Genomic DNA, 24,445 nt, shown 5'->3' on the forward strand with positions numbered 1-24,445 from the left:
TAAAGTGCCTTTTAAAAAACAGGATATACTTTTAATACACCTTAACTATGTAAACAAAATCTTGAATCTTTTTAATCTGAGCAGTCCTCGAAAGGCCTTTCAACAAGTTAGTCTTGTTAATTTGCATCTTACGATTTAATGCGTCTTTAGATATTGCATCTACAGATTTAAGTAAATAGCTGGTCTTAATAGCAAAGGCTGCTCCATCGGCTTCCTTTTGTTTACCATTAATTACACCAATCACATTTCCGCTATCATCTAACACCGGTCCACCGCTATTTCCAGGGTTTACAGGAATCGAAACCTGATAAGCAATCGTATCTCCACCAAAGCCTGTAGTTGAGCTTAAATAACCTCTACCATATACAGCTTCCTCACGTGGGAAACCAATGGTATAAACATCTTGTCCTAAATCTGATTCTGTCTTTTTAAATGTATAAGGCAGCGGTGCAGGTTCTTTAAAAGTAGGATCTACAATTTCCAGGATGGCGATATCATAAGTAGGGTCAATATAAACAACCTCAGTTTTAAAAGAAACGCCCTTCGTATTCTGAACATAAATAGAATCAGCACCATTGATAACGTGGTAATTGGTAGCGATATAACCGTTAGAAGTTAAAGCAAAACCTGTACCCCCAAATGTACTTGGGGCAACTGCTTTTTCACTATTAGAACTTATATTGCTAATAACCTTATTCTGAGCATTCACATTATTCACAATCCGGTTCATATCACGCTTTAAAGCACTATATTTACTCGAATTGTCCTTTACATCACTATAAAAACCAGACATCCATAAAGTAGAAAATACAATTACTAATGCTACAGAAGCTGCTATTAATGCACTATAACCGTAGTTTTTCCAAAGTTTTACAATCCCGGTCGAACCCGATAACTTATGGATCTTAGGAGTTTCAAGCTTCGACTGTATACTCTCTAGTTTCGATCGGAAATCAATTCTATTTTGATATTCGTTAAGTTTCTCTAATAATAGAACATGCTCCCTGTATTTTGATGCCTCCGACGGATTTTCTTTGCAATATTCTTCAAATAGCCTCCGCTCCTCTTCATTCATGCTTCCTCGAACATATGCATCTGCCTGTTCAATAAAATCAATACCCTTCTTCATTTCATTTTTATATTTTAGCCGAAAAATAACTTCTTCAGGCGTTGTAAACATTTATACTTTTGCGTTTTGGCGTTATCTGCATTGGTATAGCCAAACTTCTCACAAATCTCCTGCATGGAAAGATTCCGTAAATAAAAGTCGCTTATTATAGTCTGACACGGCTCTCCCAACAAATGCAGCGATTGCTCCATCAATAAAAACTGCTCTTCTTTCAATTGATATTCAAGCAAATCATTTTCTACAGCAACAATCTCTTCATGCTCCTGAACATTAAAACTCAGTCGATCATTCTTATTTAATCTCTTAAGCCATAACCGCCTGCATACAGAATATAAGAACGTTTTTAATTTACTACTTAAAACAAAGTCTCCACTATTTACCCGATCGTATAATACGATCACTGCTTCCTGAAAAATATCCTTCGCATCGTCCTCGCTCCCATTGTTTTTAGTCACAAGCTGAAAAACCATGGGGAAATATGCAGCGTATAAATATTCCAACTCATCAGTAGAGCCATTTGCTATACCTTCAATAACTTCCTGGTCACTCAGTACCCGACTTTTTATGTTATTCACCATTTAATACTTAAAACGAATAAAAGTAACCCAATTTTCTCATTATAAAGGAAATAAATTTACATTCAAACCAATCAACCCATGATTAATATTATTCTTCAATTTTTTTAAAATTGTTGGGTTACCTTTTACATCTAAATGTATTAAGTGTAAAATAGCATGTTATTTTAAAACAACAAAAAACAATTAAAAATGAAAAATCTATTAAAATTCGGTTTCTTAGGACTAGCTTTAACTCTTGCTGTATCAGCTTGTAACACTCAACCAGCTGCAACTGAAGCAGATGACGTTGATGTAATTGTTAACGAAGACACTACTGTAGTTAACGACATCGATACTGCAGTTATCGACACTAACGCTATCGATACTAACGTTGTAAATTAATTATAATTACATCGGTAAAAAAACCTGTACGAAAACGTACAGGTTTTTTTTTATTCCTTTTTTTAAGGTTTTATATAAAGTCGCACCCTTTTATAAAAAACCTCATTACCCTTTCTTAGAAATTGTATAGCTCCTTTCCTTTTTCTACCTTTACAGACCATAAAGAATATATCTCATGAAATTCTCACCTCTTACTGCCATTTCACCTATAGACGGTCGCTATCATAAATCAACAGCCATTCTATCTAATTATTTCTCAGAATTTGCTCTTATTCGTTTTCGTGTTTATATAGAACTTGAATATTTCATTGCCTTATCCGATAGTGATATTCCCCAATTACCGAAACTCAGCACCGAACTAAAAAACGAATTGCTGAAAATAGCCAGCGAATTCACAGAGAAAGATGCAGAAGAGATAAAAGAGATTGAGAAAACAACCAATCATGATGTAAAAGCTGTTGAATATTTCATTAAGAATAAATTCGATCTGCTAGACCTACAAGAACACAAAGAATTCATTCATTTTGGTCTAACATCTCAAGATATTAATAATACAGCCATTCCTTTTTCCTGGAAAAAAGCGCTTACGGAAGTTTATTTGCCAGAACTAAATCTGATAGTTAATAAACTGCAGGAGCTAGCTTCTAAATGGAAAGATATTGCTTTACTTGCCCGAACACATGGTCAACCAGCCTCTCCAACGCGTTTAGGGAAAGAAATCCTGGTTTTCTGCGAACGTTTAGAAAATCAGATCAAACAGGTAAACCACATTCCATTTTCTGCAAAATTTGGTGGAGCAACGGGTAATTTCAATGCCCATCATCTTGCTTATCCGGCTATTGATTGGGCCGAGTTTGGAAATGACTTTGTTAACGAACAACTTGAACTATCGCGCTCGCAATACACCACGCAAATTGAGCATTATGATAACTTCGCAGCACATTGCGATGCCATGAAACGTATTAATAATATCCTTATTGATTTTAGCAGAGATATATGGACCTATGTATCCATGGATTATTTTAAACAGGAAATTGTAGCCGGACAAATTGGATCGTCTGCCATGCCCCATAAAGTTAATCCAATCGACTTTGAAAACGCAGAAGGAAACTTGGGTATCGCGAATGCTCTTTTTGAGCACTTAGCCGCTAAACTGCCTATTTCAAGGCTTCAACGCGACCTTACAGATTCAACAGTTTTGCGTAATGTTGGTGTTCCTGTAGCACATACAATGATTGCTCTGAAATCACTAATGCGCGGACTCAACAAGTTAATCATTAATGAAACGGCAATACGAGCAGACCTGGAAAACAATTGGGCTGTTGTAGCTGAAGGAATTCAAACAATTCTTCGAAGAGAAGGTTATCCGAAGCCTTATGAAGCTTTAAAAGACCTAACTCGTACAAATACCAAGGTTAATGAGCAAGTTATTGCTAACTTCGTGGATAACCTGAATGTATCCGATTCTATAAAAGAAGAGATTAAGTCAATTACCCCATGGAACTATACGGGTATATAATTTTCCGGCAAATTTTAACCCTTACATAATATATCAATATATTATAATTATATATTTGCATTCAAATATTTCATTGCCCGGGTGGCGAAATTGGTAGACGCACCATCTTGAGGGGGTGGCGCCCTAAGGGCGTGGCAGTTCGAATCTGCTCCCGGGTACTCCTTAAATCCACAACAAACACATTTACAGATACCTAGCTCACATAATATATCTGTATATACAAACTACACACATTCTATAACCCAAACTATCTTCTAACAGAGGATGTACAGAGGTTTAACAGTCATTTTACCACTGCTTGAGGACTGTTCAACCACTGTTTGACCACTGTTCAACCACTGTTTAACTACTGTTTGATTAAAACCTAGTAAAAATCAAATACGCATCGCCCATAAATGAAATCTTGAGCTGTAATATTTATTTTTTGTTAAGAAGAAGTAATGAAATCAACTGTATTGTTGAAAATTGAGACTAAAGTCGCGAAAAAGATAGTTTAGAAAATGCAATAGCAGGAAAACAAAAGGAAATAAGAAGAGAAATTTTTAGCCCCAAATGCACTGGGTCGTACAATAGGGCTAAAATTTCTAACAAAAACATCCGAAAATATAAAATAAATTTAGAAAAGAAGAATTTAGACGATAATATATATAGAAATACTTAACATTAGGTATATAAGCATTCGAAAATGTTAAATTATTATCGTCAACTTCTTATATTTTTCCTACAACAACTTGAACCATCGTGCTAAAATCTAAATACTCAGTAGCCAGGTCTAATAAACCTTTGGGAGTAATTTCTTTTACCTGTTGAGTATAGTAGTCGAAGTAATCAAGGGTCAATCCTGAGAAGTAAGCTTGCTTAAACTTATCGGTATGAGAAAAAACATCTTCCAGGCTACCCAACATAGATCCTAATAAGTAGTTTTTCACCAAGGTTAGTTCTTCCTCCGATATTTTCTCAGTTCTTAAGCGATTAATTTCAAATTCTATTTCTTTCAAGGTATCAGCACAAACTGCAGTTCCTACTTCGGAAGAAATAGTAAAGAATGCTGCATGTTTCAGAGAACCTAAGCCAGATCCTATTCCGTAGGTATATCCTTTATCTTCTCTAATATTCATCATCAAACGTGATCCGAAATAGCCACCTAGGGTTGTATTTAATACCTGCAAAGCAGGGAAATCAGGGTGAGCTCGTGGAATACTCAATTGTCCGATGCGAATAGCAGACTGTACAGCCTTCTCCCTTTCAATCACAACCTTCTGAGCAAGAACAGCTTCAAACACAGGTCTAGCAAAGGTAGGAGCTTCAGTACTTCCAACCCAGCCATTATTGATTGTGTTGCTGATGTAGTTTAAAGTTTCATTGGATATTTTTCCTGAAACGAAGATTGTACAATTAGCCGGGACAATCTGTTGCTTAAAAAGAGCCTTCAAATCATCTCTATTCAGTTCATCGAAATCACTCTCTTTCTGAATATACCCATAATTACTATCACCAAAAAGCAGGTTATTAAACTGACGTCTGGCCAGGTAGTCATTTTTCTCTAAAGAGATCTTTAAAGACTGCTTAGAATTACGTTTATAAGTATCCAATTCCTGTTGAGGGAATATTGCATCATTCAATACCTCAAGAACGAAAGGCAATAGTTTATCTAAATACTTTGTTAAGGTAACCAGGTTTAAGGTTGTTTGATCGTAGTTGTATTCAGGAAAAAGATAGGCTCCATAAAAATCAACTTTCTCTGCAATCTGGGCACTCGTATATTTAGAGGTTCCTTCTAATAACATAGCACTAAGTGCTGAATTTATAATAGGCGCATTGGCCTTGAAAGCGGCATTCTCAAATACCCATTGAATGCGAACGAGTTCTTGTTCGCCGGCATTAAACATAAACAGATTAGAACCATTCGATAGTTTCAATGATTCCGGAGAAATTATATTTACACTTTCAATTGGATGAAAAGCTGGTGGATTGATTCTATTAAGCATGGTCTTGGGCTAAGTAAATTAAGGTTGACGAATTATCTTTCTTAAAGATTTCAGTACTCATGTTTCGAATATCTTCAACAGAAACAGCTAAATATCTTTCTACTTCTGTATTAACTTCTTGTGCATTGCCTAGTAATTCAAAATAAGAAAGGTTCATGGCTTTGTTTAAAATAGACATTTCGGAGAAAACCATGGTAGATTCAACTTTATTCTTGACTTTCTCTAATTCGTAATCTAAAACGAATTCAGACTTCATTTTTTCAAGTTCATCCCAAATTGCAGCTTCAGCAGTTTCTATCGAAACATTAGGCAAGGGTTTTCCTTCGATAATAAATAAACCAGCATCGATACTACCGGTTATATAGGCATGAATCTCACTAAAGATCTCTTGTTCTTTTAATAATCTTCGATATAAGCGGGATGATGAGCCTTGTGATAAAAGATCAGAAATTAAATCAGCAATATAATAGCCCTTCTCTGTCCTTGCCGGCATATGGAAGGCCATATATATACTATTTGTAGGAACATCTGAATGAATGATCTCTCTTCTCTCCTCCAATTGTTCTGGCTCAACAGGAAGGTTTCTTTTATATTCTACTCCCTTTGGAATAGGTTCAAACCAATGCTCTGCTAATCTCTTTATTTCTTCAGTTTCAACATTTCCAGCTACTACCAAAATAGCACTCTGTGGATTATAATGCTTTTTGAAGAAATCTTTAACATCTTCAATCTTTGCATTTTCAATATGAGAAAGTTCTTTACCAATCGTAGCCCAGCGATATGGGTGCTTTTTGTATGCTAAGGGTCTTAATTTCAACCAAACATCACCATAAGGCTGATTCAGATAGCGCTGCTTAAATTCTTCGCAAACTACATTTCGCTGAACCTCTAAACTTTTTTCACTAAAGGCTAAGCTCAACATCCTATCGCTCTCTAACCAAAAAGCAGTTTCTATATTTACAGCAGGTAACGTAATGTAATAGTTGGTTATATCGTTACTTGTAAACGCATTATTCTCACCCCCAACCAATTGCAAGGGTTTATCATATTGTGGAATATTTACGGATCCACCAAACATAAGATGCTCAAATAAATGCGCAAAACCAGTTTGGTCCTCATCTTCGTCCCGAGCTCCAACGTCATAAAGAATATTCATTACCGCCATCGGAGTTGAAGGATCCTCATGAACTAAAACTCTAAGTCCATTTTTCAATATAAATCGATTATATTTTATCATTTCTTGTGGTTTCTATTTAACATTAGCTGACAAATTTAATTAAATAAGGAAGGATTAAGGAAAATCGAAGAGAATAGGTAATTTATGTTTCAACAAAGAAGGCATCACCAAAATTCAAAAGGAAAAGCTCTTTTGTTGCACGTGTGCAGGCAGTATATAACCAACGCATAAATTCGGTGTTGAGCATCTCTTCTGTAAGAAAACCTTGATCTATAAAAACAGCCTCCCATTGTCCCCCTTGGGCTTTATGACAGGTAACTGCCATCGCAAATTTTATCTGCAGAGCATTATAATAAGGATCTTGTTTTAATGCCTGAATTCTATCCTTTTTTGTGGGCAGATGCATATAATCTTCCATGATGGCTTCAAAGAGCCGTTGTTGATCTGCTGAAGGAAGATTCGGAGCATCTGCATAGAGTGTTTCTAATAAAACGCGGCAATTTAAAGCTTCACTGTCTGAATCTACAAACTCCAGGCTTACATCTGCAAAATGAAATCCAAATTGGGTATGAACATTACTTACTCTTGTAACCTTAGCCATATCGCCATTAGCGATAAAGCTTTGACTCTGATTTTTATCAACCCAGAAATAGTTATTTCGAACTACCATAATATAATCACCACCGGTCAATTCTTCTTCACGATAGAGAATCCTATTTCGAATATTTAAATTGTACAGATTAGCATTCTTATTCGATCTGCAGATAACCAACGTATTCTCCATACCATATTTATTATATGCGTATTCTAAGCCTTCAATCAGGCGCTCTCCGGTCATTCTGTAAATATCTTTAAAGGGCTTTACATGAAACTGAGGGTATGGATATGATTTCTGCTCATTTGAATTATTAAGTATTAAATTACGTATGGTAGTTGCATTATAAAGAATGCCTGATGTTTTCTCTTGCCTCACAACCTCTGTTAGTTCAATCTGAAACACTTTCAGGCTAAACAAGGTATTTAGGATCTTTGATGATAAGGCAGGACTCTCTAATAGGCCTACAGGAGGAAGTTGAGCGGTATCGCCTACTAACATTAACCTGCAGTTCTCTCCATTATAAACGTATTCAATTAAGTCTTCTAACAAACTTTGTCGGGAGAAACCAGCCCGTTCATTAGAAATCATTGATGCCTCATCTACTATAAACAAGGTATCGGTATGTTTATTTTCTGCTAAGGCGAAATCCATATCAGGGGTTCCAGCAACCTTTTTCCTGTAGATTTTTTTGTGAATCGTTAATGCATTCTTATTGGAGTAGGATGTAATTACCTTAGCGGCTCGTCCGGTTGGTGCTAATAGAACAAAGCGCATCTTTATTTGTGGTAGTGCCTTTACAAGTGCACTTATGATACTGGTTTTCCCGGTTCCGGCATAGCCCTTTAATATAAAACAAGAAAAATTTTCGGTCGAATTCAAAAAATCTGCGAGGACCTCAAACGCATCCTGTTGGTGTTTAGTGGGATTATTCGGAAAATATTGTTTAAAAAGTTCTGCTTTAACCACATCCAAAGTTATGAAAAGGTTTGCCAAATCGATTGTAAAACCTATTTTTGTTAAGAATGGAAAGTCAATTAGAATTATTGAAAGCTGAGGAAAAGTTTATTCAGGAAAACAGCTTGAATTGCAAATTATTTATTCATCCAAAAGCAGATCTTTCACAGATTGCCATTATAGATGAAAATAATACGATCCGATTAATACAAGAAAAGCCTACTGAAGACTTCTTTAGAGGCAAAGCAGGTATTCTAAACTTACGTTTTCTTAAAACTTATTTGGTAGTTACTCCAGAATCAGTATCCTTAATACCTCTGGATCTTTATGAAGAAGATGCAAATCCTTCCTTACACTTATTAGGTGAAGAAAATATATCAAAACAGTTTAGTTCAATAATTGACAAACAAAATTGTCTTATAAGTTTTTCTCCTCAGGAAGATCAAAAGTTTTGGTTGACCGTTCTAAAAGATGTGCAACTCATTCCTAGTTCTAAAATAATGATCAATTATTTGACCGACATGAAGGTAAAATATAAGACCGTATTAGGATTGAACTTTTATAACGATCATTTTGAGGTTACGCTGATTGAGGATAATAAACTTAAGTTTTATAGTCAGTTTAACTGTGCTACCGCAGACGAATTTAACTTCTTTCTATTAACGCTATTTGATAAATTAGATCTGACTCCTGCTTTAACACAATTCTACTTATGGGGAGACATTGCTGAAGGGGATGAAAACTATCAGCGCTTATCCAAATACAGTCAAAACCTTTCTTTTCCTAGTGAAGAAAACTTAAATCTAATTGGTCAAAAGGAATATTCCAACCTCAACTTTCTAATTGGAGCCATCGAATGCGAATAATTTCCGGAGATTTAAGGGGTAGAAAAATTGATCCTCCAAAAGGATTACCGGTAAGGCCGACAACAGATATGTCTAAAGAGGCATTATTTAACGTACTGAGCAATAGACTCGATTTTGAAGATATACGTGTATTAGATTTATTTAGTGGAACGGGGAATATATCATTAGAGTTTGCATCAAGAGGTGTAACAGATTTGGTAGCCGTAGATCAAAATTTCAAATGTTGTGCTTTTTTAACCTCCATGGTAGAAGAATTTAAATTACCAGGTGTAAGGGTTGTAAGAGACAGGGTATTTAAATTCATTGAGCGCACACATGAACCCTTTGATTTAATCTTTGCTGATCCGCCCTATGATTTACCAGAGCTTGCTGAGATACCCGATAGAATCTTTAAAACCGAGCTTTTAAAGCCAAACGGATTACTTATACTTGAACACCCTAGCTTTCAACACTTTTCGAATCATATAAATTTTGTTGAAAAACGTAAATACGGACAAACCTCTTTTAGTTTTTTCACTCAAACTTAAAAAAGATGAAAACAGCTGTCTTTCCAGGATCATTTGACCCGATAACAAATGCTCATATTGATATAATTAAACGGGCTTTACCCCTGTTTGATAAAGTTTACTTAGCTATTGGAGTGAATAGTGCAAAAGAACCTTTTATATCTTATGAAATAAGACGGCAGATCTTAGAGAGGATTTTCATCTCTGAGAAAGATAAAATTATAATAGATAGTTATCAAGGCCTAACCATTGACTATTGTAAAAAAGTTAACGCCAAATTCATTATACGCGGCATGAGAAATGTTAGCGATTTTGAATATGAACAACCTATATCTCAAAACAATCAACTGATTGATGAGCAGGTACAAACTATATTCTTGATAAGCAGTCCGGGTTACTCACACATAAGTTCTACCATAGTGAGAGAGATCTATAGAAATGGTGGTAACCTGAGCAAATTGGTTCCACAAGAAGTGATTGATCTTCTACCTAAACCTTAGTTTAAATCAGCAATTAATGCTTTAATCAGCGGATAAGTATTTTCACGAATTATATGGAGGTCTTTAGCGGAGAACCATTTAGCGTCGCTAATATCTTCTTCAGTTTGAGGTATTAAATCTGGAACGCTATTAACCTTCATTTTATACCAATTTGTTTTCTTGAGAATAAACTCACCCTTTAAAACATAAACATGATAGGTTGATTCTATCTTCTTTCCTAAAGAATCGATCTCAATACTGCATTCTTCTGCAACTTCTCTAACCGCAGCTTCGCGCATTTTTTCACCTTCTTCAACTTTTCCTTTTGGCAAATCCCATTTTCCTAATCTTTTAATAAACAAATAGTCAGAATTAGCGTTTTTAACTAGTCCACCAGCGGCATTAATGACTCTAACTGCTTTCTTTATTTCTTTTAAAGTAGCTTTCGGATCATCTGTTTGAAGGATAAAGGTCTGTTGAAGCTTGTTTTCTACAATTTGTTGAAAAAGCTTTTTTATATCAAAATCTTGTATGTCAATATTTTGTGTAGAGCTAGACGAGGTTTCGTGAAAATGAGTTAGAATCAAAGCTGATTCGTTCATATAAATTTTATAGATTTGCGGCATGAATCACATGAGTGAGATAGAACAAAAAATAGCAGAATTTCTATTGCAAATTAAAGCAATAAAACTAGAACCAAAAAATCCTTTTACGTGGGCTTCAGGCTTAAAGTCACCTATTTATTGTGATAACCGGATAACCCTATCCTATCCTACAACGAGGACGTATATTCGACAAAAGTTTTCGGAAGTTATTCATGAAGAATTTGGATCGATAGATATGATTTCAGGAGTTGCGACAGCCGGGATTCCACAAGGAGTTTTAGTAGCCCAAGATCTTGGGGTACCTTTTACCTACGTAAGATCGAGTGCAAAAGATCATGGCAGACAAAACCTTATTGAAGGTGAAGTTGTAGATGGTCAACGTGTAGTTGTTATTGAAGACTTAATTTCAACCGGTAAAAGCAGTTTAAAAGCAGTACAGGCTTTAAGAGATGCAGGCTGTAATGTAGTTGGACTTGTTTCAATATTTACTTATAACTTACCGATTGCTGAAGAGAACTTTAAGGAAGCAAAATGTCGATTAATTAGTCTTTCAAATTATGAAACCTTAATTAAATATGCTTTTGAAAATCAGTTTATTAATGAATCAGAATTGGCCCTGCTAGAAGAATGGCGCCTTAATCCTGAAGAGTGGAGCAATAAACATCAATAAATAGAGCTATGACATCCTTCGAGAGTAAAACAACCTTATCCAAACCCATCGAAGAAGTTTATGCATTTCTAGAAGATTGCAATAATCATGAGCAATTGCAACCAGATAATGTCTATGACTGGAGCTCTACCAGGGACGAAGCTACTTTTACCATCAAAAACATGTCTAAATTAGCATTGAAGGTAAAAGAACGCAAAGAGAATTCAGAAATACGCATTGTTCCTGCGAGTGAGACTCCATTCGATATATCTTTGAATTGGCTATTAGACCAGAAAGATGGTAAAACTGAAGTTAAGCTGGAGCTGAACGCAGAGTTGAATATGATGATGAAAATGATGGCATCAGGCCCTTTACAGAAACTCATCGATTTTCAAATAAAGAGGCTAACTGATATTTTCTCTTAGTTTTAGCTAAAAGGTGCTTTTACTTTGCAGTAAAAAAGAACCGATCTCATGATATAATCTGGCGGTAGGCAAACCAACCACATTATTATACGACCCTTCTATCCCTGTAACGCCAACCATTCCAATCCATTCCTGGATTCCATATGCGCCAGCTTTATCAAAAGGTTGATATTCCTTAATATAGTATTCTATCTCAGCGTTTGTTAATTCTTTGAAATGAACAGTTGTTTTCTCATAAAAAGAATAGATCTTTTGCATGTATAAGAGTGCAACACCTGTAATTACTTCATGAGGTTTACCTGAGAGCTTACGAAGCATCATTTTAGCATCATGCGTATCCTTGGGCTTACCGAAGATTTCATCTTCTATTGAAACAATGGTATCTGCAGCAATTAATAATTCATCTGTTAAACTCTTAAGAAATGAATTGGCTTTCTTTTCTGCTATATAGACCGCAACGGCTTCCGGGCGAAAACTTTTAGGATAAGATTCATCAATCTCTTTGGATCTCACTTCAAAAGGAATACCTAATTGTGTTAAAAGTTCCTTTCTTCTTGGAGAATTAGTTGCTAATATGATTTTGGTATTCTGAATAATCTCAAATAAATTCATTCTTTAAACACTTTTAACTTCAGGGTCAATATCCCATTTATTCTGTAAACGTAAAACTTTCTCAATAACATCACGTACAGCTCCCTTCCCTCCTTTTACAGGTGAAATATAATGAGAAATTGCTTTAATATCTTCTACTGCATCAGCCGGACAGCTAGCGAAACCAACCATGCCCATTGCTTCTATATCAGGAATATCATCTCCCATATAAAGAATGCTTTCCGCTTGAATATTATTCTTCTGCATCCATTGCTCCAGGATCATTGTTTTATGAGAGATATCAATAAACACATCTTTGATTCCTAAGCCTTCAAGCCTTAACTTTACTCCCAGGGACTTCCCGCCAGTAATGACAGCAATGGGATATCCTTGTTTTACGGCCAATTTTAAAGCATAGCCATCTTTTATATAAAAAGACCGAAGCTGTTCACCTTCTTCCGTAACCAACACTTCGCCGTTCGTAAGAACTCCATCTACATCAAAGACAAAAGCTTTAACTTTCTTTAATTGATCAAATAATACCATAATTACAAAATGAGGTCTTTTTAAGAAATTTCCAAATACTAGGAACGATTTTTATCGGTAAATGTAGTAATTTGATTGCTTAATAAACGGTAAATAGCCGAAAGTTCAGGTTCACTCTCAAGCTGCTTTAGATGGCTGTTTATAATGCTTAAATCATTCCTGGCTGCAGGTCCGGTTTGAGCTTCGGCAGGCATGATTTCTTGAACTTTAAGGGCTGTCTCTAAAATCAGCGGACGAATTAAATCAAAATCCAAACCGTTATCTTCCAGAAGTTTTTGTGAAATTGTATAAAGGTGATTTGTAAAATTAGAAGCAAAAACCGCTGCTATATGTAATACCTTACGCTGATCAGAATTGCACTCTTGAACCTTATCAGAGATAGATAAAGCCACAGACTCTAATACAGACAAAGAATTTGAGTCAGAGCCTTCTAATAGTATAGGAACGTTTTTAAAATCAATTTCCTTTCCAATTGAAAAGGTTTGAAAGGGATAAAACACCCCGTAATTAGAAAACTTGTTGTGAAAAACGTCGATAGAGGTACTTCCTGAAGTATGTGCTATAATTCCACTAACAGGCTTCATTTTGGAGACTACAAATGGAATAGCATCGTCACTGATTGAAAGTATATATAGATCGGCTGAATCTACCACCTGATCTATATCATCAGTAAATTGAGTATGGAGCAGGTTAGCTAAAGCCTTTGCGTGCTCCAGCTTCCTGCTCCATACTTGTATGATATTATTATAACCCGCTTTCGATAGAGATGTTCCTAATAAGGTTGCTACATTTCCACTTCCAAGGATTACAATATTGATCATACTTTATTCTTTTATTTCCTTATTCCTTCTAAAGATAGAGAGAATAAATCCGATTGTCATAATGATAGTACCAGCCCAGAAGAAGTTAATGAATGGAAATTCAATGGCTTTCATTACGATCCATTTCTTTTCTGCCGGTGGTTTTTGATAAACCATTAATTCTAACTTATTAGCATCCGGAATAATCTTTGTGAATCTGAATTTCAAGCCCTCTTCCTCCACATCTTTTTCAAAATCGTATACAGAGTTACCTTTTATCAGGTAAACGGGTTCTGCAGTATAAGTTTTATCATCCATGGCATGAACTTCTACCGTTAATCCAACAGCAATATCATTTTCTCCTATCGGCATGTTCTGAATGCTTGCATTCCGATTTACTCCTTTAACGATAATAAATCCACTGCGATAACGAAGCGTATCACCAACATTGACTTCATAGGTCATTGGTTCTTCATAATTCTCATAGGCAGAATGCCCTTCATGATCTTCATGTTCGGCACCGCCCAATAATGTCTCAATCTTTGGTGCTGCAGTTACAATGGTATAAATATCTCTATGTAAATAATGTCTTGTACTAGGAGTTCCAACTAAACCCATTTTAGGGTTTTGTTGAGCACGAGGAGTTAATTGAAAAGTTTCTTTGATATTTCCCTTGTCATCTTTCCTCACATAGTTTACTTTGTAATATACATCTACACCATTGATACTATCGCCTACATAGGTAATGGTATAATCACCCATTTGTATGGGCTCATTTATGTACATAAATAAGTTGTCGCCAGGTGTTTCAACAGCATCAAAGCCTTCAACTGCAATTACTCCTGTACTATTTTTAGAAACTATATTTTCTGTAGAAGCTGCTACCAAAGCTCCGATTAAAAGTAATGCGAAACCAATATGCGCAACGGCAGACCCTGCCAGCTTCCACTTTCCTTTGAAAGCATCTCCAAGTACTTTTGCATTGGATACAATCGAGAATACAGCAGCAAAAGTTAGTAATATATACATAAAGTTTGTGTAAACTTTAGTTATATAAACCACTGCAATAGTTGCAACAATGGCAACAATTAAGGAACTTAATATATTTCTATAAAACTTATGAATATCAGTTCGACGGTATTTAAAGAATTGTGCGGTTGCTGATAAAATTGCAACTACGATAGCAAAAGGCACTTGCCATTTATTATAATGAGCTATCGGATCGATTGGAGGCGCAACTTTAGTTCCAAATATCGCATTAAAGACAGGAATGGATGTACTGGCTACGATTTGAATACAAGCTACTAAAAGTACCATGGATCCGATAAACAGCCAAAACTCTCTTGAATACGTTTCTTCATCCTTTTTTGTTATTGGCAGCTCTTTCCAGCGGCTTACAAGCGCCCAGATCATCATTGCTAAAAAGATGAAATTGAATAGAACCAATTGCCAGAACATACCTAAATCTGTAAATGAGTGTACAGACGTTTCTCCTAGAATACCACTTCTTGTTAAGAAAGAAGCATAGATAACTAATATGAAACTAATCATTACCAGGAATGAAGCTGTAAAGTATGAATGTCCTGAATTTTTATAAGCTAAAAGAACGTGTACCGCTGCAATTAGTGTAAACCAAGGAAGAATAGAAGCATTTTCTACTGGATCCCATGCCCAGAAACCTCCGAAGTTTAAGGCTTCATACGCCCAAAAGGAACCCATAATAATTCCAACTCCTAAAATCATTACTGCGAATAAAGACCAGGGCATTGCAACTTTCACCCATTCTGAATAACGTCTTTGCCATAATCCTGCAAATGCATACGCAAAAGGGACTACCATGGATGCGAATCCTAAAAATAAGGTTGGAGGGTGAATCACCATCCAGTAGTTTTGAAGTAAAGGATTTAAACCATTTCCATCAACAATAACCTTAAGATAGTTTCTGTAGTTCTCCGGATCTGCAAAAAACACTGGAGCCATAGCTTTTATGTCTATTGCATCTCTTAAGAGAATAAAAGGAGAGCTGCCTACGCGTTCTCCAAAAAACTCTACTCCTATTAACATAGATGCTAATACAGCCTGACAAAGCATGACTGTTGTCATAACCGGGCTTTCCCAGGTTTTTGCTCTAAATACAAGTACAGCACCTAGTAAAGCTTGCCAGAACATCCATAACCAAAAGCTTCCTTCTTGTCCTTCCCAGAAACTGGCGATCATATAATGGGTAGGCAGAATGGTAGAAGAGTGTGCCCACGCATAATTATATTCAAAAAGGTGGTTATAGATAATATAATATAAACAGGTACCAATACCAATCACTGAAACCAGGTTGATCCAAAAAGCTATCCTCGCAATTTTCATCCATGAAACAGCAGCAGGTTCACCCTTAACTTTGGTAGCGTAAAAATAACTTATGAGCGAGAGTAAAGCAGTTCCAAATGTCAATACAATAAAGAACTGACCTAACTGACCAGGCAGAAGGTTTTCACCTTGATAAACGATATCCATTAAATATTAATATAATTTTTGTAATCTGCAGGTTAGATGCAGATATTAAACTGATAATTAAACTTGTGAAGTAGCAGTTGCTTCTGTTATCTCAATTTGCTGATCATTATATTTTGAAGGGCATTTCATCAAAATCTTACTAGCATGGAATTCTTGTCCTACCATTTTTCCTGTAAGAACTATTTGTTCTGAACGTTCAAAATCTTGAGGTTTAGATCCCTGAAAAACGACCTTACATTCCTGACCATGTTCATCAAGCATATAAAACGAGAAGTAGTTGGCGTTCTGAACGGGGTTATATACCAGTTCTTTTTCCTTATTTAACTGGCCCACTACATGCAATTCAACTTCCGTTTTTTGAGCTTCAGAAAATGAAGCGTAGGTACTTGAATCTCCGTAAATACTAATGATTATTGCGATAAAAACAGCAATTACTACTATTCCTAGAATCGAACTTTTTTTCATAGTTATCCGATAAATTGTTTAACTGCAAAAATACAAAACCAAAGTTAAATCTACGAAGAATACAAAGGCAGGGGCATATTAAGAATTATTCTAAATAGAATTGGTTTTAATCCCATTTTATCTTCCTGCTTATCTTTTTTAACGCTTGATTCTTCTTTTTATCAAGTCTTACCTGAACAGACTTCTTGCTTGGTTTAGTAGATTTTCTTTGTTTTTGAACAACCAGGGCTTTCTTTATAAGGGAAGTCAGCTTATCTAAGGCTATTTCCTTATTGTTTAATTGAGATCTGCTTTCCTGACAAATTATTTGAATGTAATTATCAGATTGAGTTCGCGATTGTAACATTTTTGAAATCAATGCCTTTTCCTCATCTGAAAACAGAGAAGCCTTCGAGAGGTCGAACAGAAGCTCGACCTTTGTAGAGACTTTATTTACGTTCTGCCCCCCACTGCCACCACTTCTGGAAGTTTTAAAGGTTATATAAGGTAATAGATCTTCTTTTAGAAAACTCATGCAGGCAAAGTTAATATACATTTTCTAGTAAAATAGTACCTTTGCCAGTCAATGGATAAAAGAAATATCATTATTGCCATAGACGGTTATTCTTCCTGTGGCAAAAGTACGGTTGCGAAAGCATTGGCTAACAAGCTAAATTATATATATATAGATAGTGGAGCGATGTATAGGGCTCTAACCTTATATCTTATAGAGCACCATATTTCTGCTAATGATATTGAAAAGATAAAATCTCATCTTTCTGATATAGAAATTAAATTCGATTTAAAAGATGACAAGACCATCGTATTACTTAATGGCAAAGATGTAACTTCTAAAATAAGAGAGATGAATGTATCTGAATTAGTAAGCGAAGTTAGCTCTATTAAAGAGGTTCGGAAAGCCATGGTGGTTCAACAGCAAAAAATGGCAGAGAACCAGAACATCGTAATGGATGGGCGTGATATTGGCACTGTAGTCTTTCCAAACGCTCAAGTTAAAATATTTATGATGGCAGACCCTAAAGTACGAGCTGATCGTCGTTTTAAAGAATTACAACTTGCAGGGAAGAATGTAACGTTAGAAGAAGTTTTCGAGAATTTAGCACATCGGGACTATCAAGACACTACCCGTAAGGAGAGTCCTCTAACCCGATCAGAAGAAGCTATTGTATTAGATAATACCAATTTAAATCAGGAACAACAGCTTGATTTTGTTATAAATGAGGTCAAAAAAGTTTTGTCACCTAAAAAATAGGATTTTTCAGCTAATTATTCAATATTTATAGCTAAATTTTTACCTTTTCAATAATTAATTCCCTACATTTGCAGTCCTGACCAAAGTCGGGAAAAGGAGATAAATTAATTAATGGCAAAAAAACAAGAAGCAGCAAAAGAACTAGAGGCTAAAAAAGCCGAACTTCAAGACACTGATTTAGAATCAGTAAAAGAAAAAGAGAACATCGAATCAGAGGCTGATTCATCGTTCATTGACGAAATCAAATCCAATACATGGATTACCCCAGAAGGTGATTTTGACTGGGATCAAGACACCAAAGGTTTCGGAAACTACAATGACGCGGAACGCGAAAAATTAGAAGAGCAATATTCCGGCACTTTCAATTCAATCAATCAGGGAGAAATTGTTAAAGGAACTGTTGTTTCAATTAACAGCAAAGATGTAGTACTAAACGTCGGTTATAAATCAGACGGTTTTGTATCTTTTACTGAATTCCGCGATTTACCAGATCTTAAAGTAGGTGACTCGGTTGACGTATTTGTTGAAACTCAAGAAGATGAAAACGGACAATTAATACTGTCTCGTAAACGTGCGAAAACTCAACGCTCGTGGGAAGCTATCAATGAAGCTCTTGAGAATGATATTATCATTAAAGGTTTTGTTAAAAGCCGTACTAAAGGAGGTTTAATTGTTGACATTCAAGGTGTAGAAGCATTCTTACCAGGATCTCAAATCGATATTAAACCGATCCGCGATTATGATATTTATGTAGGTAAGACTATGGAGTTCAAGGTTGTTAAGATCAATCATGAATTTAAAAACGTAGTTGTTTCTCATAAAGTGTTAATTGAGGACGATTTAGAAAATCAAAAAACAGAAATTGTTGCTAAACTAGAGAAAGGTCAAGTTCTTGAAGGAACAGTTAAGAATATCACTGATTTCGGTGTATTTATTGACTTAGGCGGAGTAGATGGTTTATTGCATATTACTGATATTTCTTGGGGACGTATTGAACATCCGAAAGAAGTTTTATCATTAGATGAAAAAGTTAACGTTGTTGTTTTAGACTTTGATGATGAGAAAAAACGTATCGCATTAGGCTTAAAACAATTAACTCCACACCCTTGGGAATCATTAGATACTTCTCTTGAAGTAGGTTCTAAAGTAAAAGGAAGAATTGTTACTGTAGCTGATTACGGTGCTTTCTTAGAAATCACTCCAGGTGTTGAAGGATTAATTCACGTTTCAGAAATGTCTTGGTCACAGAATTTACGCAGTCCACAAGACTTCATAAAAACTGGTGATGAGATTGAAGCACAAATTCTAACTCTAGATCGCGATGAGCGTAAAATGAGTTTAGGAATTAAACAATTAACTCCTGATCCATGGAAAGACATTGCTGAGCGTTACCCTATTGGTAGCAAGCATACAGCAACCGTTAAGAACATGACTAACTTCGGTGTCTTTGTTGAAATCGAAGAAGGAATTGACGGACTAATTCATATTTCTGATCTATCTTGGTCTAAGAAAATCAACCATCCAAACGAATTTACGAAAGCAAATGAAGTAATTGATGTTGTTGTTCTTGAGCTTGATGAGCAGAATCGTAAATTAAGTTTAGGTCATAAACAATTAGAAGAAAACCCTTGGGATACCTTCGAAACTATCTTCACAGTTGATTCTATCCATGAAGGAACTGTATTAAAAGTTGGTGAGAAAGGTGCTATCGTAGCTTTAGCATATGGAGTTGAAGGATTCAGTCCTAGCAAACACAGTGTTAAGCAAGATGGTTCAGCTCTAAAAGCAGATGACACAGAACAATTTAAAATCATTGAATTTAACAAAGATGCAAAACGCATCGTAATCTCTCATTCACGTGTTTGGGAAGATGAACGTGCTGAAGCTCGTGTTGAAGAATTCAATGCTCGTAAGAAAGAAGCCAAAGCATCTTCAGGTGCTGTTAAAAAAGTAAAGGATTCAGTTGAAAAATCTACTTTAGGTGACTTAGATGTTCTTGCTAAATTGAAAAAACAAATGGAAGGTGATGAAAACGCCAAATAATCTATCATAGATTATTAACCATTTCATATTAAAAGAAAGAGGCCGTTAGAAATAACGGCCTCTTTCTTTTAATATAGATTTCCTTTATACATTATTATTCTTAATTAAAGCTACATTGCTTCAATCAGATATGTTGTGGTTGTCTCTTCTTTCTTTGGTAACAATTTATCTTTTACTTTACAATAGCCAGTAACACCCCGATATAATAAAGCACCTCCCAATGCTACTTCCCAAACCGAGTTAGATGGTTTTGAGAAAATGTCTTTCATACCCTTCCACAGTATAAAGCCTCCTGTTGCTACGGAGACTATCCTTTCTGACGTACTGATATTAACGTTTTCTGTTGATTGTACTATAACATCAACTACTGAATCCAATATTTTGTTCACATTATCTTTCATAACAAATTTTATAGTATTTCTTATCCTATATAACGTTTAGAGTTAAACGTTGTTTTTAATAACCTAGCTTATTTTCAATTAACCTTTCATGGACTGATTTTTGTTATGTTTAAATAGGAATCTAAATGATCATTCAATTAAAAAAACATGAAAAAAGCCCTATTTATAGTATTCATTTTACCTTTCCTTGGAGCATGTATCAGTGATGCAACAAAAAATGAAGCGAACGATATAACTATTACTAGCAATCAAGATTCCATTATTTCCAATCCTCCTTCTAGCGAAACAATGTGTTTTCTCAAATTGGATGGAACGCAAAAACAGGATTCGACTTATGTTTACGTACGTTTAGAGGGTGACTCAATTAGCGGTGTGTATAATTGGATACCCGAGATGAAAGACGCACGAAGAGGAATAATAAATGGCATAAAACGTGGTGATACACTTAATGTTGTTTGGAGTTATATGCAAGAAGGTATAATTGACACAATCCATACTCAATTTCTTTTAGAAGAAAACAACTTAAAACAACAGCCCTACCTTACTCGTGAAGATGGTCGGCAGGTCCGAAATAGAAATGCATCATTCGATATTGTATATAACTCTACTGGCTGCCCGACTTTTTAGATAGTCATATCACAAAAACAATTATATCTATAAAGCTATACAAAATCAATGCTTTTGACTCTTGGATCTTTACTGATTCTTCCGGCAATTGATTTAAGGTCTTTGCTTTTAATTGAGCTTATTTTCAATGTTAAAGTTCCATTATCCTTCCTGTCTAATGCAAAATGACGAATATCATATTCTTCATTTTGCAAAATGCTATCGATAATTGCACTTGAATCCTCTACAGAATCAAAATGTATTAATAAGTTTCTATTCGTTTTGGAAAACAAAAGGGCTTCGATTGGCTGTAATAACCATAAAATAGTAATTGCAATAGCAGTTGTTGCTAATCCGGCCCAGTACATTCCACCACCAACTGCTAAACCAATCGCAGCAACTGTCCATAAACCCGAAGCGGTCGTTAATCCTCGAATAATACCATGTCGTAAAAATATAATAGTTCCTGCGCCTAAAAACCCAATTCCACTTACAACCTGAGAAGCCACTCTAGAAGGATCTAATGAAACATTCGGATGTTTCAATATCTCTTCAAAACCATATGCAGAAACAATCATATATAATGCTGAACCAACGGCCACCATCATGTGTGTTCTCATTCCTGCAGCCCACTCCTTACGTTCCCTTTCAATACCGATTAATGCTCCACACAATGCAGCACAGCCTAAACGAATAATGATTTCGTATATTTCAATCATAGAAAATATAATAAATGGATGAGAATAAATATAAAGAACAACCTTAAGAAATAAAAGTTTTAATCTTTCTTTCGCTTATAAATTTTCGTTTACTTTGCATGCCATGAGCCTGAACACTATCCTAGAAATCATATCCGTAATCTTTGGTATTTTGTATTTGACCTTAATGATTCGGGAAAATATATGGTGTTGGATATTCGGCATCCTTGCATCTGCTATCACTGTATATTTATATGTGCATGTAACTCTTTATCTGGAAGCTGGATTAAATATTTATTATATCCTTGCAGGCTTCTATGGATGGACTTACTGGTATCAACATCAAAATAAGGAAGCTATCAGTGGAAAAACTAATGTACCGATCCGCACCTGGAAGCTTGGCAATCATGTAATAGCTATTGTTACAAGTGGAATATTAAGTGTTGTATTAGGAATAATAATGCATCAATACACTGATTCAGAAAGACCTTATATAGATGCCACAATCACTGTTTTCAGCTTTGTAGCAACCTATATGGAAGCGAGAAAAGTGTTATCTACCTGGCATTATTGGTTTTTATTAAATGCAGCATCTATTTTCCTGCAGATAGACCGGGGCTTATATTTCTTTGCAATTCTTTCTGTATTCTATACAATTATGAGCGTGTATGGATTTAAACGCTGGAAGAAAACTCTTATATCTCAAAGCGCTTAGTGCAAACAAAAAAATCCGTGGATATATAAATATACCCACGGATTTAAATCAAAGCTATTATACTATACCTCTAACAATCAGATAAGAAGATAGTTTATTCAACAGATAATTTTGTATAACTCTCTTGATGAACAGAACCAACGGCTCTTCCCGAAGGATCATTCTGGTTAAGGAATGACTCATCCCATGCTAACGCTTCAGGTGAACTACAAGCTACTGAAGGCACTGAAGGTACAGTAAGAGCTGCAGAATCTGAAGGGAAATGTTCCTGGAAAATACTTCTATATAAATACTCTTCCTTATTTCTTGGAGGATTGATTGGGAATTTCTTATATGCATCGGCCAACTCCTGATCACTTACTTTTGTTTCAGCTTGTTCTTTTAAAGTGTCAATCCAGCTATACCCTACTCCATCAGAGAATTGTTCTTTTTGACGCCAAACGATACTTTCTGGTAAATAATCTTCGAATGCTTTTCGAACGATCCACTTCTCAATACGACCTTCTCCAATCATTTTATCTTTTGGATTTAAGCGCATTGCGATATCCATAAACTCCTTATCTAAGAAAGGAACACGACCTTCAATACCCCAGGCTGCTAACGATTTATTCGCTCTTAAGCAATCATATAAATGCAGTTTGCTGAGCTTTCTTACAGTCTCTTCATGAAATTCCTTAGCATTTGGTGCTTTGTGGAAATATAAATATCCTCCAAACAACTCATCCGATCCCTCTCCTGATAATACCATCTTGATACCCATTGACTTGATAACTCGCGCCAATAAGTACATTGGAGTAGATGCACGGATTGTAGTAACGTCGTATGTTTCTAAATGATAGATAACATCACGTATTGCATCTAAACCTTCTTGAATACTAAAGTTTATTTCATGATGCACAGTACCTATATGGTCTGCTGCTTTTCTTGCTGCAATTAAATCCGGAGAACCGTGTAAACCAACTGCAAAAGAGTGCAATTGAGGATACCAAGCACTTTCCTGATCATTAGATTCTATACGCTTAGATGCAAACAATTTAGTAACCGCCGCAATAACTGAAGAATCTAATCCACCTGATAATAAAACACCATAAGGAACATCCGACATCAATTGACGATGAACAGCTGCTTCCAAACCTAAACGTAAGGTTTCGATATCAGATTCATTGTCTTTTATGTTTTCGTAAGACTCCCAGTCTCTCTTATACCATTGTTGAAACTGTTGTCCATCTTTACTATAAATATAATGTCCGGGTTTAAAAGTTTCAATCGTTGTACAAACTCCTTCTAATGCCTTCAATTCAGATGCAACATAAAATGTTCCTTGATCATCCCATCCGATATACAATGGCACGATACCAATATGATCTCTTGCAATGAAATATGCATCTTTTTCAATATCATAAATTGCAAAAGCAAAAATACCATTCAGTTCATCCAAAAAGGTCGGACCTTTTTCCTGGTAAAGAGCCAAAAGTATTTCACTATCAGTTTCTGTTTTAAAATCATATTCAGGAAACTGTGCGCGAAGCTCTTGGTGATTGTATATCTCGCCATTGACAGCTAAAACAAGCTTTCCATCTGTACTATATAAAGGTTGATTACCTGATTTAGGATCAACAATTGCTAAACGTTCATGAGAAAGGATTGCATTTTCGTTACTAAATATTCCAGACCAATCTGGTCCGCGATGACGAATCTTTTTTGACATTTTAAGAACGCGAGTTCTTAGCTCAGGCGAACGACCTTTTAAATCAAAAGCTCCAATGATACCACACATATAAAATCTTTTTTATGTTCTTTACCTAATATTTATAAATTTCAAAACAAAGATACCATATTATTATTGAAATTATCAAACAAAAGATAAATTAAATATGGAATTAACAATAAACAAATACTTTCTTTATAAAAGTGATTAATTATTAAACCAATATTTGTGAATTTAATTTTCAAAACTATACACCTC

General features: G+C 35.4%; 26 protein-coding genes and 1 tRNA gene. 12 read left to right on the forward strand and 15 right to left on the reverse strand.

The window, feature by feature from the left end; all coding sequences use genetic code 11:
• Positions 1-31 precede the first annotated feature (31 nt).
• Positions 32-1,129 (reverse strand): S1C family serine protease, encoded by a 1,098-nt coding sequence (locus C8N28_RS02250; RefSeq protein ID WP_132221114.1) that lies wholly within the window; start codon positions 1,127-1,129, stop codon positions 32-34.
• 14 nt (positions 1,130-1,143) lie between these two features.
• Positions 1,144-1,707, reverse strand: coding sequence for an RNA polymerase sigma factor (locus tag C8N28_RS02255; RefSeq protein WP_132221116.1), 564 nt, complete (start codon positions 1,705-1,707; stop codon positions 1,144-1,146).
• Between the two features lie 189 nt (positions 1,708-1,896).
• On the opposite strand from C8N28_RS02255, the gene C8N28_RS02260 reads away from it, so the two are divergent.
• The 3 genes from C8N28_RS02260 to C8N28_RS02270 all read left to right on the forward strand — a co-directional run bounded on the left by C8N28_RS02260 (position 1,897) and on the right by C8N28_RS02270 (position 3,765).
• Entirely contained in the window at positions 1,897-2,088 is a 192-nt protein-coding gene (locus tag C8N28_RS02260) for a hypothetical protein (RefSeq protein ID WP_132221118.1), read from the forward strand.
• Between the two features lie 175 nt (positions 2,089-2,263).
• Entirely contained in the window at positions 2,264-3,607 is a 1,344-nt protein-coding gene (purB, locus tag C8N28_RS02265) for an adenylosuccinate lyase (RefSeq protein WP_132221120.1), read from the forward strand.
• A 75-nt stretch (positions 3,608-3,682) separates the two neighbouring features.
• Positions 3,683-3,765 (forward strand) — tRNA-Leu (locus C8N28_RS02270).
• Between the two features lie 552 nt (positions 3,766-4,317).
• Here C8N28_RS02270 and C8N28_RS02275 read toward each other — a convergent pair.
• From C8N28_RS02275 to C8N28_RS02285, 3 genes are all read right to left on the reverse strand, one after another.
• A complete protein-coding gene (locus C8N28_RS02275) occupies positions 4,318-5,595 on the reverse strand; it encodes a M16 family metallopeptidase (RefSeq protein WP_132221122.1) in 1,278 nt (425 codons plus the stop codon).
• Positions 5,588-6,832, reverse strand: a complete 1,245-nt coding sequence (locus tag C8N28_RS02280) for a M16 family metallopeptidase (protein WP_132221124.1) — start codon at positions 6,830-6,832, stop codon at positions 5,588-5,590. The genes C8N28_RS02275 and C8N28_RS02280 overlap by 8 nt, the downstream gene beginning before the upstream one ends.
• A gap of 82 nt (positions 6,833-6,914) precedes the next feature.
• Positions 6,915-8,363, reverse strand: a complete 1,449-nt coding sequence (locus C8N28_RS02285; protein ID WP_246012709.1) for an ATP-dependent DNA helicase — start codon at positions 8,361-8,363, stop codon at positions 6,915-6,917.
• Positions 8,364-8,392: 29 nt separating this feature from the next.
• On the opposite strand from C8N28_RS02285, the gene C8N28_RS02290 reads away from it, so the two are divergent.
• Genes C8N28_RS02290 through coaD form a run of 3 tightly spaced genes read left to right on the forward strand, consistent with a single transcriptional unit; the run spans position 8,393 to position 10,196 of the window.
• Positions 8,393-9,190: a DUF3822 family protein gene (locus C8N28_RS02290; protein WP_132221126.1), complete on the forward strand. Its 798-nt coding sequence runs from the start codon at positions 8,393-8,395 to the stop codon at positions 9,188-9,190.
• Positions 9,181-9,717 (forward strand): 16S rRNA (guanine(966)-N(2))-methyltransferase RsmD, encoded by a 537-nt coding sequence (gene rsmD / locus C8N28_RS02295; RefSeq protein WP_132221128.1) that lies wholly within the window; start codon positions 9,181-9,183, stop codon positions 9,715-9,717. The genes C8N28_RS02290 and rsmD overlap by 10 nt, the downstream gene beginning before the upstream one ends.
• Before the next feature lie 5 nt (positions 9,718-9,722).
• Positions 9,723-10,196 (forward strand): pantetheine-phosphate adenylyltransferase, encoded by a 474-nt coding sequence (gene coaD, locus C8N28_RS02300; protein ID WP_132221130.1) that lies wholly within the window; start codon positions 9,723-9,725, stop codon positions 10,194-10,196.
• On the opposite strand, the gene C8N28_RS02305 is transcribed toward coaD, so the two are convergent.
• Complete coding sequence (locus tag C8N28_RS02305) at positions 10,193-10,777, reverse strand: NUDIX hydrolase (protein WP_246012711.1); 585 nt, start codon at positions 10,775-10,777, stop codon at positions 10,193-10,195. The two genes, coaD and C8N28_RS02305, sit on opposite strands and share 4 nt — an antisense overlap.
• A 22-nt stretch (positions 10,778-10,799) precedes the next feature.
• Here C8N28_RS02305 and pyrE point away from each other — a divergent pair, with 22 nt between their 5' ends.
• Together pyrE and C8N28_RS02315 are read left to right on the forward strand one after the other, a co-directional pair.
• Positions 10,800-11,450: an orotate phosphoribosyltransferase gene (gene pyrE / locus C8N28_RS02310; protein WP_132221134.1), complete on the forward strand. Its 651-nt coding sequence runs from the start codon at positions 10,800-10,802 to the stop codon at positions 11,448-11,450.
• Positions 11,451-11,458: 8 nt separating this feature from the next.
• Positions 11,459-11,854: an SRPBCC family protein gene (locus C8N28_RS02315; RefSeq protein WP_132221136.1), complete on the forward strand. Its 396-nt coding sequence runs from the start codon at positions 11,459-11,461 to the stop codon at positions 11,852-11,854.
• A 6-nt stretch (positions 11,855-11,860) separates the two neighbouring features.
• On the opposite strand, the gene C8N28_RS02320 is transcribed toward C8N28_RS02315, so the two are convergent.
• The 6 genes from C8N28_RS02320 to arfB all read right to left on the reverse strand — a co-directional run bounded on the left by C8N28_RS02320 (position 11,861) and on the right by arfB (position 17,278).
• Positions 11,861-12,466: a Maf family protein gene (locus C8N28_RS02320; RefSeq protein WP_132221138.1), complete on the reverse strand. Its 606-nt coding sequence runs from the start codon at positions 12,464-12,466 to the stop codon at positions 11,861-11,863.
• Between the two features lie 3 nt (positions 12,467-12,469).
• The gene (locus tag C8N28_RS02325) at positions 12,470-12,991 is read right to left on the reverse strand and encodes a KdsC family phosphatase (RefSeq protein ID WP_132221140.1); all 522 of its coding nucleotides are present in this window, start codon (positions 12,989-12,991) and stop codon (positions 12,470-12,472) included.
• 38 nt (positions 12,992-13,029) lie between these two features.
• On the reverse strand, positions 13,030-13,812 hold the full coding sequence (locus tag C8N28_RS02330; protein WP_132221142.1) for a Rossmann-like and DUF2520 domain-containing protein: 783 nt from the start codon (positions 13,810-13,812) through the stop codon (positions 13,030-13,032).
• 3 nt (positions 13,813-13,815) lie between these two features.
• A complete protein-coding gene (locus tag C8N28_RS02335; protein WP_132221144.1) occupies positions 13,816-16,299 on the reverse strand; it encodes a heme lyase CcmF/NrfE family subunit in 2,484 nt (827 codons plus the stop codon).
• A gap of 57 nt (positions 16,300-16,356) precedes the next feature.
• Positions 16,357-16,764, reverse strand: a complete 408-nt coding sequence (locus C8N28_RS02340; RefSeq protein ID WP_132221147.1) for a cytochrome c maturation protein CcmE domain-containing protein — start codon at positions 16,762-16,764, stop codon at positions 16,357-16,359.
• Between the two features lie 106 nt (positions 16,765-16,870).
• Positions 16,871-17,278: an alternative ribosome rescue aminoacyl-tRNA hydrolase ArfB gene (arfB, locus tag C8N28_RS02345; protein ID WP_132221149.1), complete on the reverse strand. Its 408-nt coding sequence runs from the start codon at positions 17,276-17,278 to the stop codon at positions 16,871-16,873.
• Positions 17,279-17,329: 51 nt separating this feature from the next.
• Here arfB and cmk point away from each other — a divergent pair, with 51 nt between their 5' ends.
• Complete coding sequence (cmk, locus tag C8N28_RS02350) at positions 17,330-18,016, forward strand: (d)CMP kinase (RefSeq protein ID WP_132221151.1); 687 nt, start codon at positions 17,330-17,332, stop codon at positions 18,014-18,016.
• 111 nt (positions 18,017-18,127) lie between these two features.
• Positions 18,128-20,059 (forward strand): 30S ribosomal protein S1, encoded by a 1,932-nt coding sequence (gene rpsA, locus C8N28_RS02355; protein WP_132221153.1) that lies wholly within the window; start codon positions 18,128-18,130, stop codon positions 20,057-20,059.
• A gap of 110 nt (positions 20,060-20,169) precedes the next feature.
• On the opposite strand, the gene C8N28_RS02360 is transcribed toward rpsA, so the two are convergent.
• Complete coding sequence (locus tag C8N28_RS02360; protein ID WP_132221155.1) at positions 20,170-20,460, reverse strand: YgaP family membrane protein; 291 nt, start codon at positions 20,458-20,460, stop codon at positions 20,170-20,172.
• A 147-nt stretch (positions 20,461-20,607) separates the two neighbouring features.
• Here C8N28_RS02360 and C8N28_RS02365 point away from each other — a divergent pair, with 147 nt between their 5' ends.
• Positions 20,608-21,087 (forward strand): hypothetical protein, encoded by a 480-nt coding sequence (locus tag C8N28_RS02365; protein WP_132221157.1) that lies wholly within the window; start codon positions 20,608-20,610, stop codon positions 21,085-21,087.
• A 35-nt stretch (positions 21,088-21,122) separates the two neighbouring features.
• Here the strand turns inward: C8N28_RS02365 and C8N28_RS02370 are convergent, their stop codons facing one another.
• Complete coding sequence (locus tag C8N28_RS02370) at positions 21,123-21,785, reverse strand: MgtC/SapB family protein (protein ID WP_132221159.1); 663 nt, start codon at positions 21,783-21,785, stop codon at positions 21,123-21,125.
• 103 nt (positions 21,786-21,888) lie between these two features.
• Between C8N28_RS02370 and pnuC the strand changes: the two genes are divergently transcribed.
• On the forward strand, positions 21,889-22,479 hold the full coding sequence (gene pnuC / locus C8N28_RS02375; RefSeq protein WP_132221161.1) for a nicotinamide riboside transporter PnuC: 591 nt from the start codon (positions 21,889-21,891) through the stop codon (positions 22,477-22,479).
• A 94-nt stretch (positions 22,480-22,573) separates the two neighbouring features.
• On the opposite strand, the gene asnB is transcribed toward pnuC, so the two are convergent.
• Entirely contained in the window at positions 22,574-24,256 is a 1,683-nt protein-coding gene (asnB, locus tag C8N28_RS02380; protein WP_132221163.1) for an asparagine synthase B, read from the reverse strand.
• Between the last annotated feature and the right edge of the window lie 189 nt (positions 24,257-24,445).

It is taken from the genome of Albibacterium bauzanense (genome assembly GCF_004339765.1).
GTDB classification, from domain to species: Bacteria; Bacteroidota; Bacteroidia; order Sphingobacteriales; family Sphingobacteriaceae; genus Albibacterium; species Albibacterium bauzanense.

What these genes read in the sequence shown, in the direction of transcription:
- C8N28_RS02250 (WP_132221114.1), bottom strand. Translation starts at nt 1,129, where the DNA reads ATGAAGAAGGGTATTGATTTTATTGAACAGGCAGATGCATATGTTCGA.
- C8N28_RS02255 (WP_132221116.1), bottom strand. Translation starts at nt 1,707, where the DNA reads ATGGTGAATAACATAAAAAGTCGGGTACTGAGTGACCAGGAAGTTATT.
- C8N28_RS02260 (WP_132221118.1), top strand. Translation starts at nt 1,897, where the DNA reads ATGAAAAATCTATTAAAATTCGGTTTCTTAGGACTAGCTTTAACTCTT.
- purB (WP_132221120.1), top strand. Translation starts at nt 2,264, where the DNA reads ATGAAATTCTCACCTCTTACTGCCATTTCACCTATAGACGGTCGCTAT.
- C8N28_RS02275 (WP_132221122.1), bottom strand. Translation starts at nt 5,595, where the DNA reads ATGCTTAATAGAATCAATCCACCAGCTTTTCATCCAATTGAAAGTGTA.
- C8N28_RS02280 (WP_132221124.1), bottom strand. Translation starts at nt 6,832, where the DNA reads ATGATAAAATATAATCGATTTATATTGAAAAATGGACTTAGAGTTTTA.
- C8N28_RS02290 (WP_132221126.1), top strand. Translation starts at nt 8,393, where the DNA reads ATGGAAAGTCAATTAGAATTATTGAAAGCTGAGGAAAAGTTTATTCAG.
- rsmD (WP_132221128.1), top strand. Translation starts at nt 9,181, where the DNA reads ATGCGAATAATTTCCGGAGATTTAAGGGGTAGAAAAATTGATCCTCCA.
- coaD (WP_132221130.1), top strand. Translation starts at nt 9,723, where the DNA reads ATGAAAACAGCTGTCTTTCCAGGATCATTTGACCCGATAACAAATGCT.
- C8N28_RS02305 (WP_246012711.1), bottom strand. Translation starts at nt 10,777, where the DNA reads ATGAACGAATCAGCTTTGATTCTAACTCATTTTCACGAAACCTCGTCT.
- pyrE (WP_132221134.1), top strand. Translation starts at nt 10,800, where the DNA reads ATGAATCACATGAGTGAGATAGAACAAAAAATAGCAGAATTTCTATTG.
- C8N28_RS02315 (WP_132221136.1), top strand. Translation starts at nt 11,459, where the DNA reads ATGACATCCTTCGAGAGTAAAACAACCTTATCCAAACCCATCGAAGAA.
- C8N28_RS02320 (WP_132221138.1), bottom strand. Translation starts at nt 12,466, where the DNA reads ATGAATTTATTTGAGATTATTCAGAATACCAAAATCATATTAGCAACT.
- C8N28_RS02325 (WP_132221140.1), bottom strand. Translation starts at nt 12,991, where the DNA reads ATGGTATTATTTGATCAATTAAAGAAAGTTAAAGCTTTTGTCTTTGAT.
- C8N28_RS02330 (WP_132221142.1), bottom strand. Translation starts at nt 13,812, where the DNA reads ATGATCAATATTGTAATCCTTGGAAGTGGAAATGTAGCAACCTTATTA.
- C8N28_RS02335 (WP_132221144.1), bottom strand. Translation starts at nt 16,299, where the DNA reads ATGGATATCGTTTATCAAGGTGAAAACCTTCTGCCTGGTCAGTTAGGT.
- C8N28_RS02340 (WP_132221147.1), bottom strand. Translation starts at nt 16,764, where the DNA reads ATGAAAAAAAGTTCGATTCTAGGAATAGTAGTAATTGCTGTTTTTATC.
- arfB (WP_132221149.1), bottom strand. Translation starts at nt 17,278, where the DNA reads ATGAGTTTTCTAAAAGAAGATCTATTACCTTATATAACCTTTAAAACT.
- cmk (WP_132221151.1), top strand. Translation starts at nt 17,330, where the DNA reads ATGGATAAAAGAAATATCATTATTGCCATAGACGGTTATTCTTCCTGT.
- rpsA (WP_132221153.1), top strand. Translation starts at nt 18,128, where the DNA reads ATGGCAAAAAAACAAGAAGCAGCAAAAGAACTAGAGGCTAAAAAAGCC.
- C8N28_RS02360 (WP_132221155.1), bottom strand. Translation starts at nt 20,460, where the DNA reads ATGAAAGATAATGTGAACAAAATATTGGATTCAGTAGTTGATGTTATA.
- C8N28_RS02365 (WP_132221157.1), top strand. Translation starts at nt 20,608, where the DNA reads ATGAAAAAAGCCCTATTTATAGTATTCATTTTACCTTTCCTTGGAGCA.
- C8N28_RS02370 (WP_132221159.1), bottom strand. Translation starts at nt 21,785, where the DNA reads ATGATTGAAATATACGAAATCATTATTCGTTTAGGCTGTGCTGCATTG.
- pnuC (WP_132221161.1), top strand. Translation starts at nt 21,889, where the DNA reads ATGAGCCTGAACACTATCCTAGAAATCATATCCGTAATCTTTGGTATT.
- asnB (WP_132221163.1), bottom strand. Translation starts at nt 24,256, where the DNA reads ATGTGTGGTATCATTGGAGCTTTTGATTTAAAAGGTCGTTCGCCTGAG.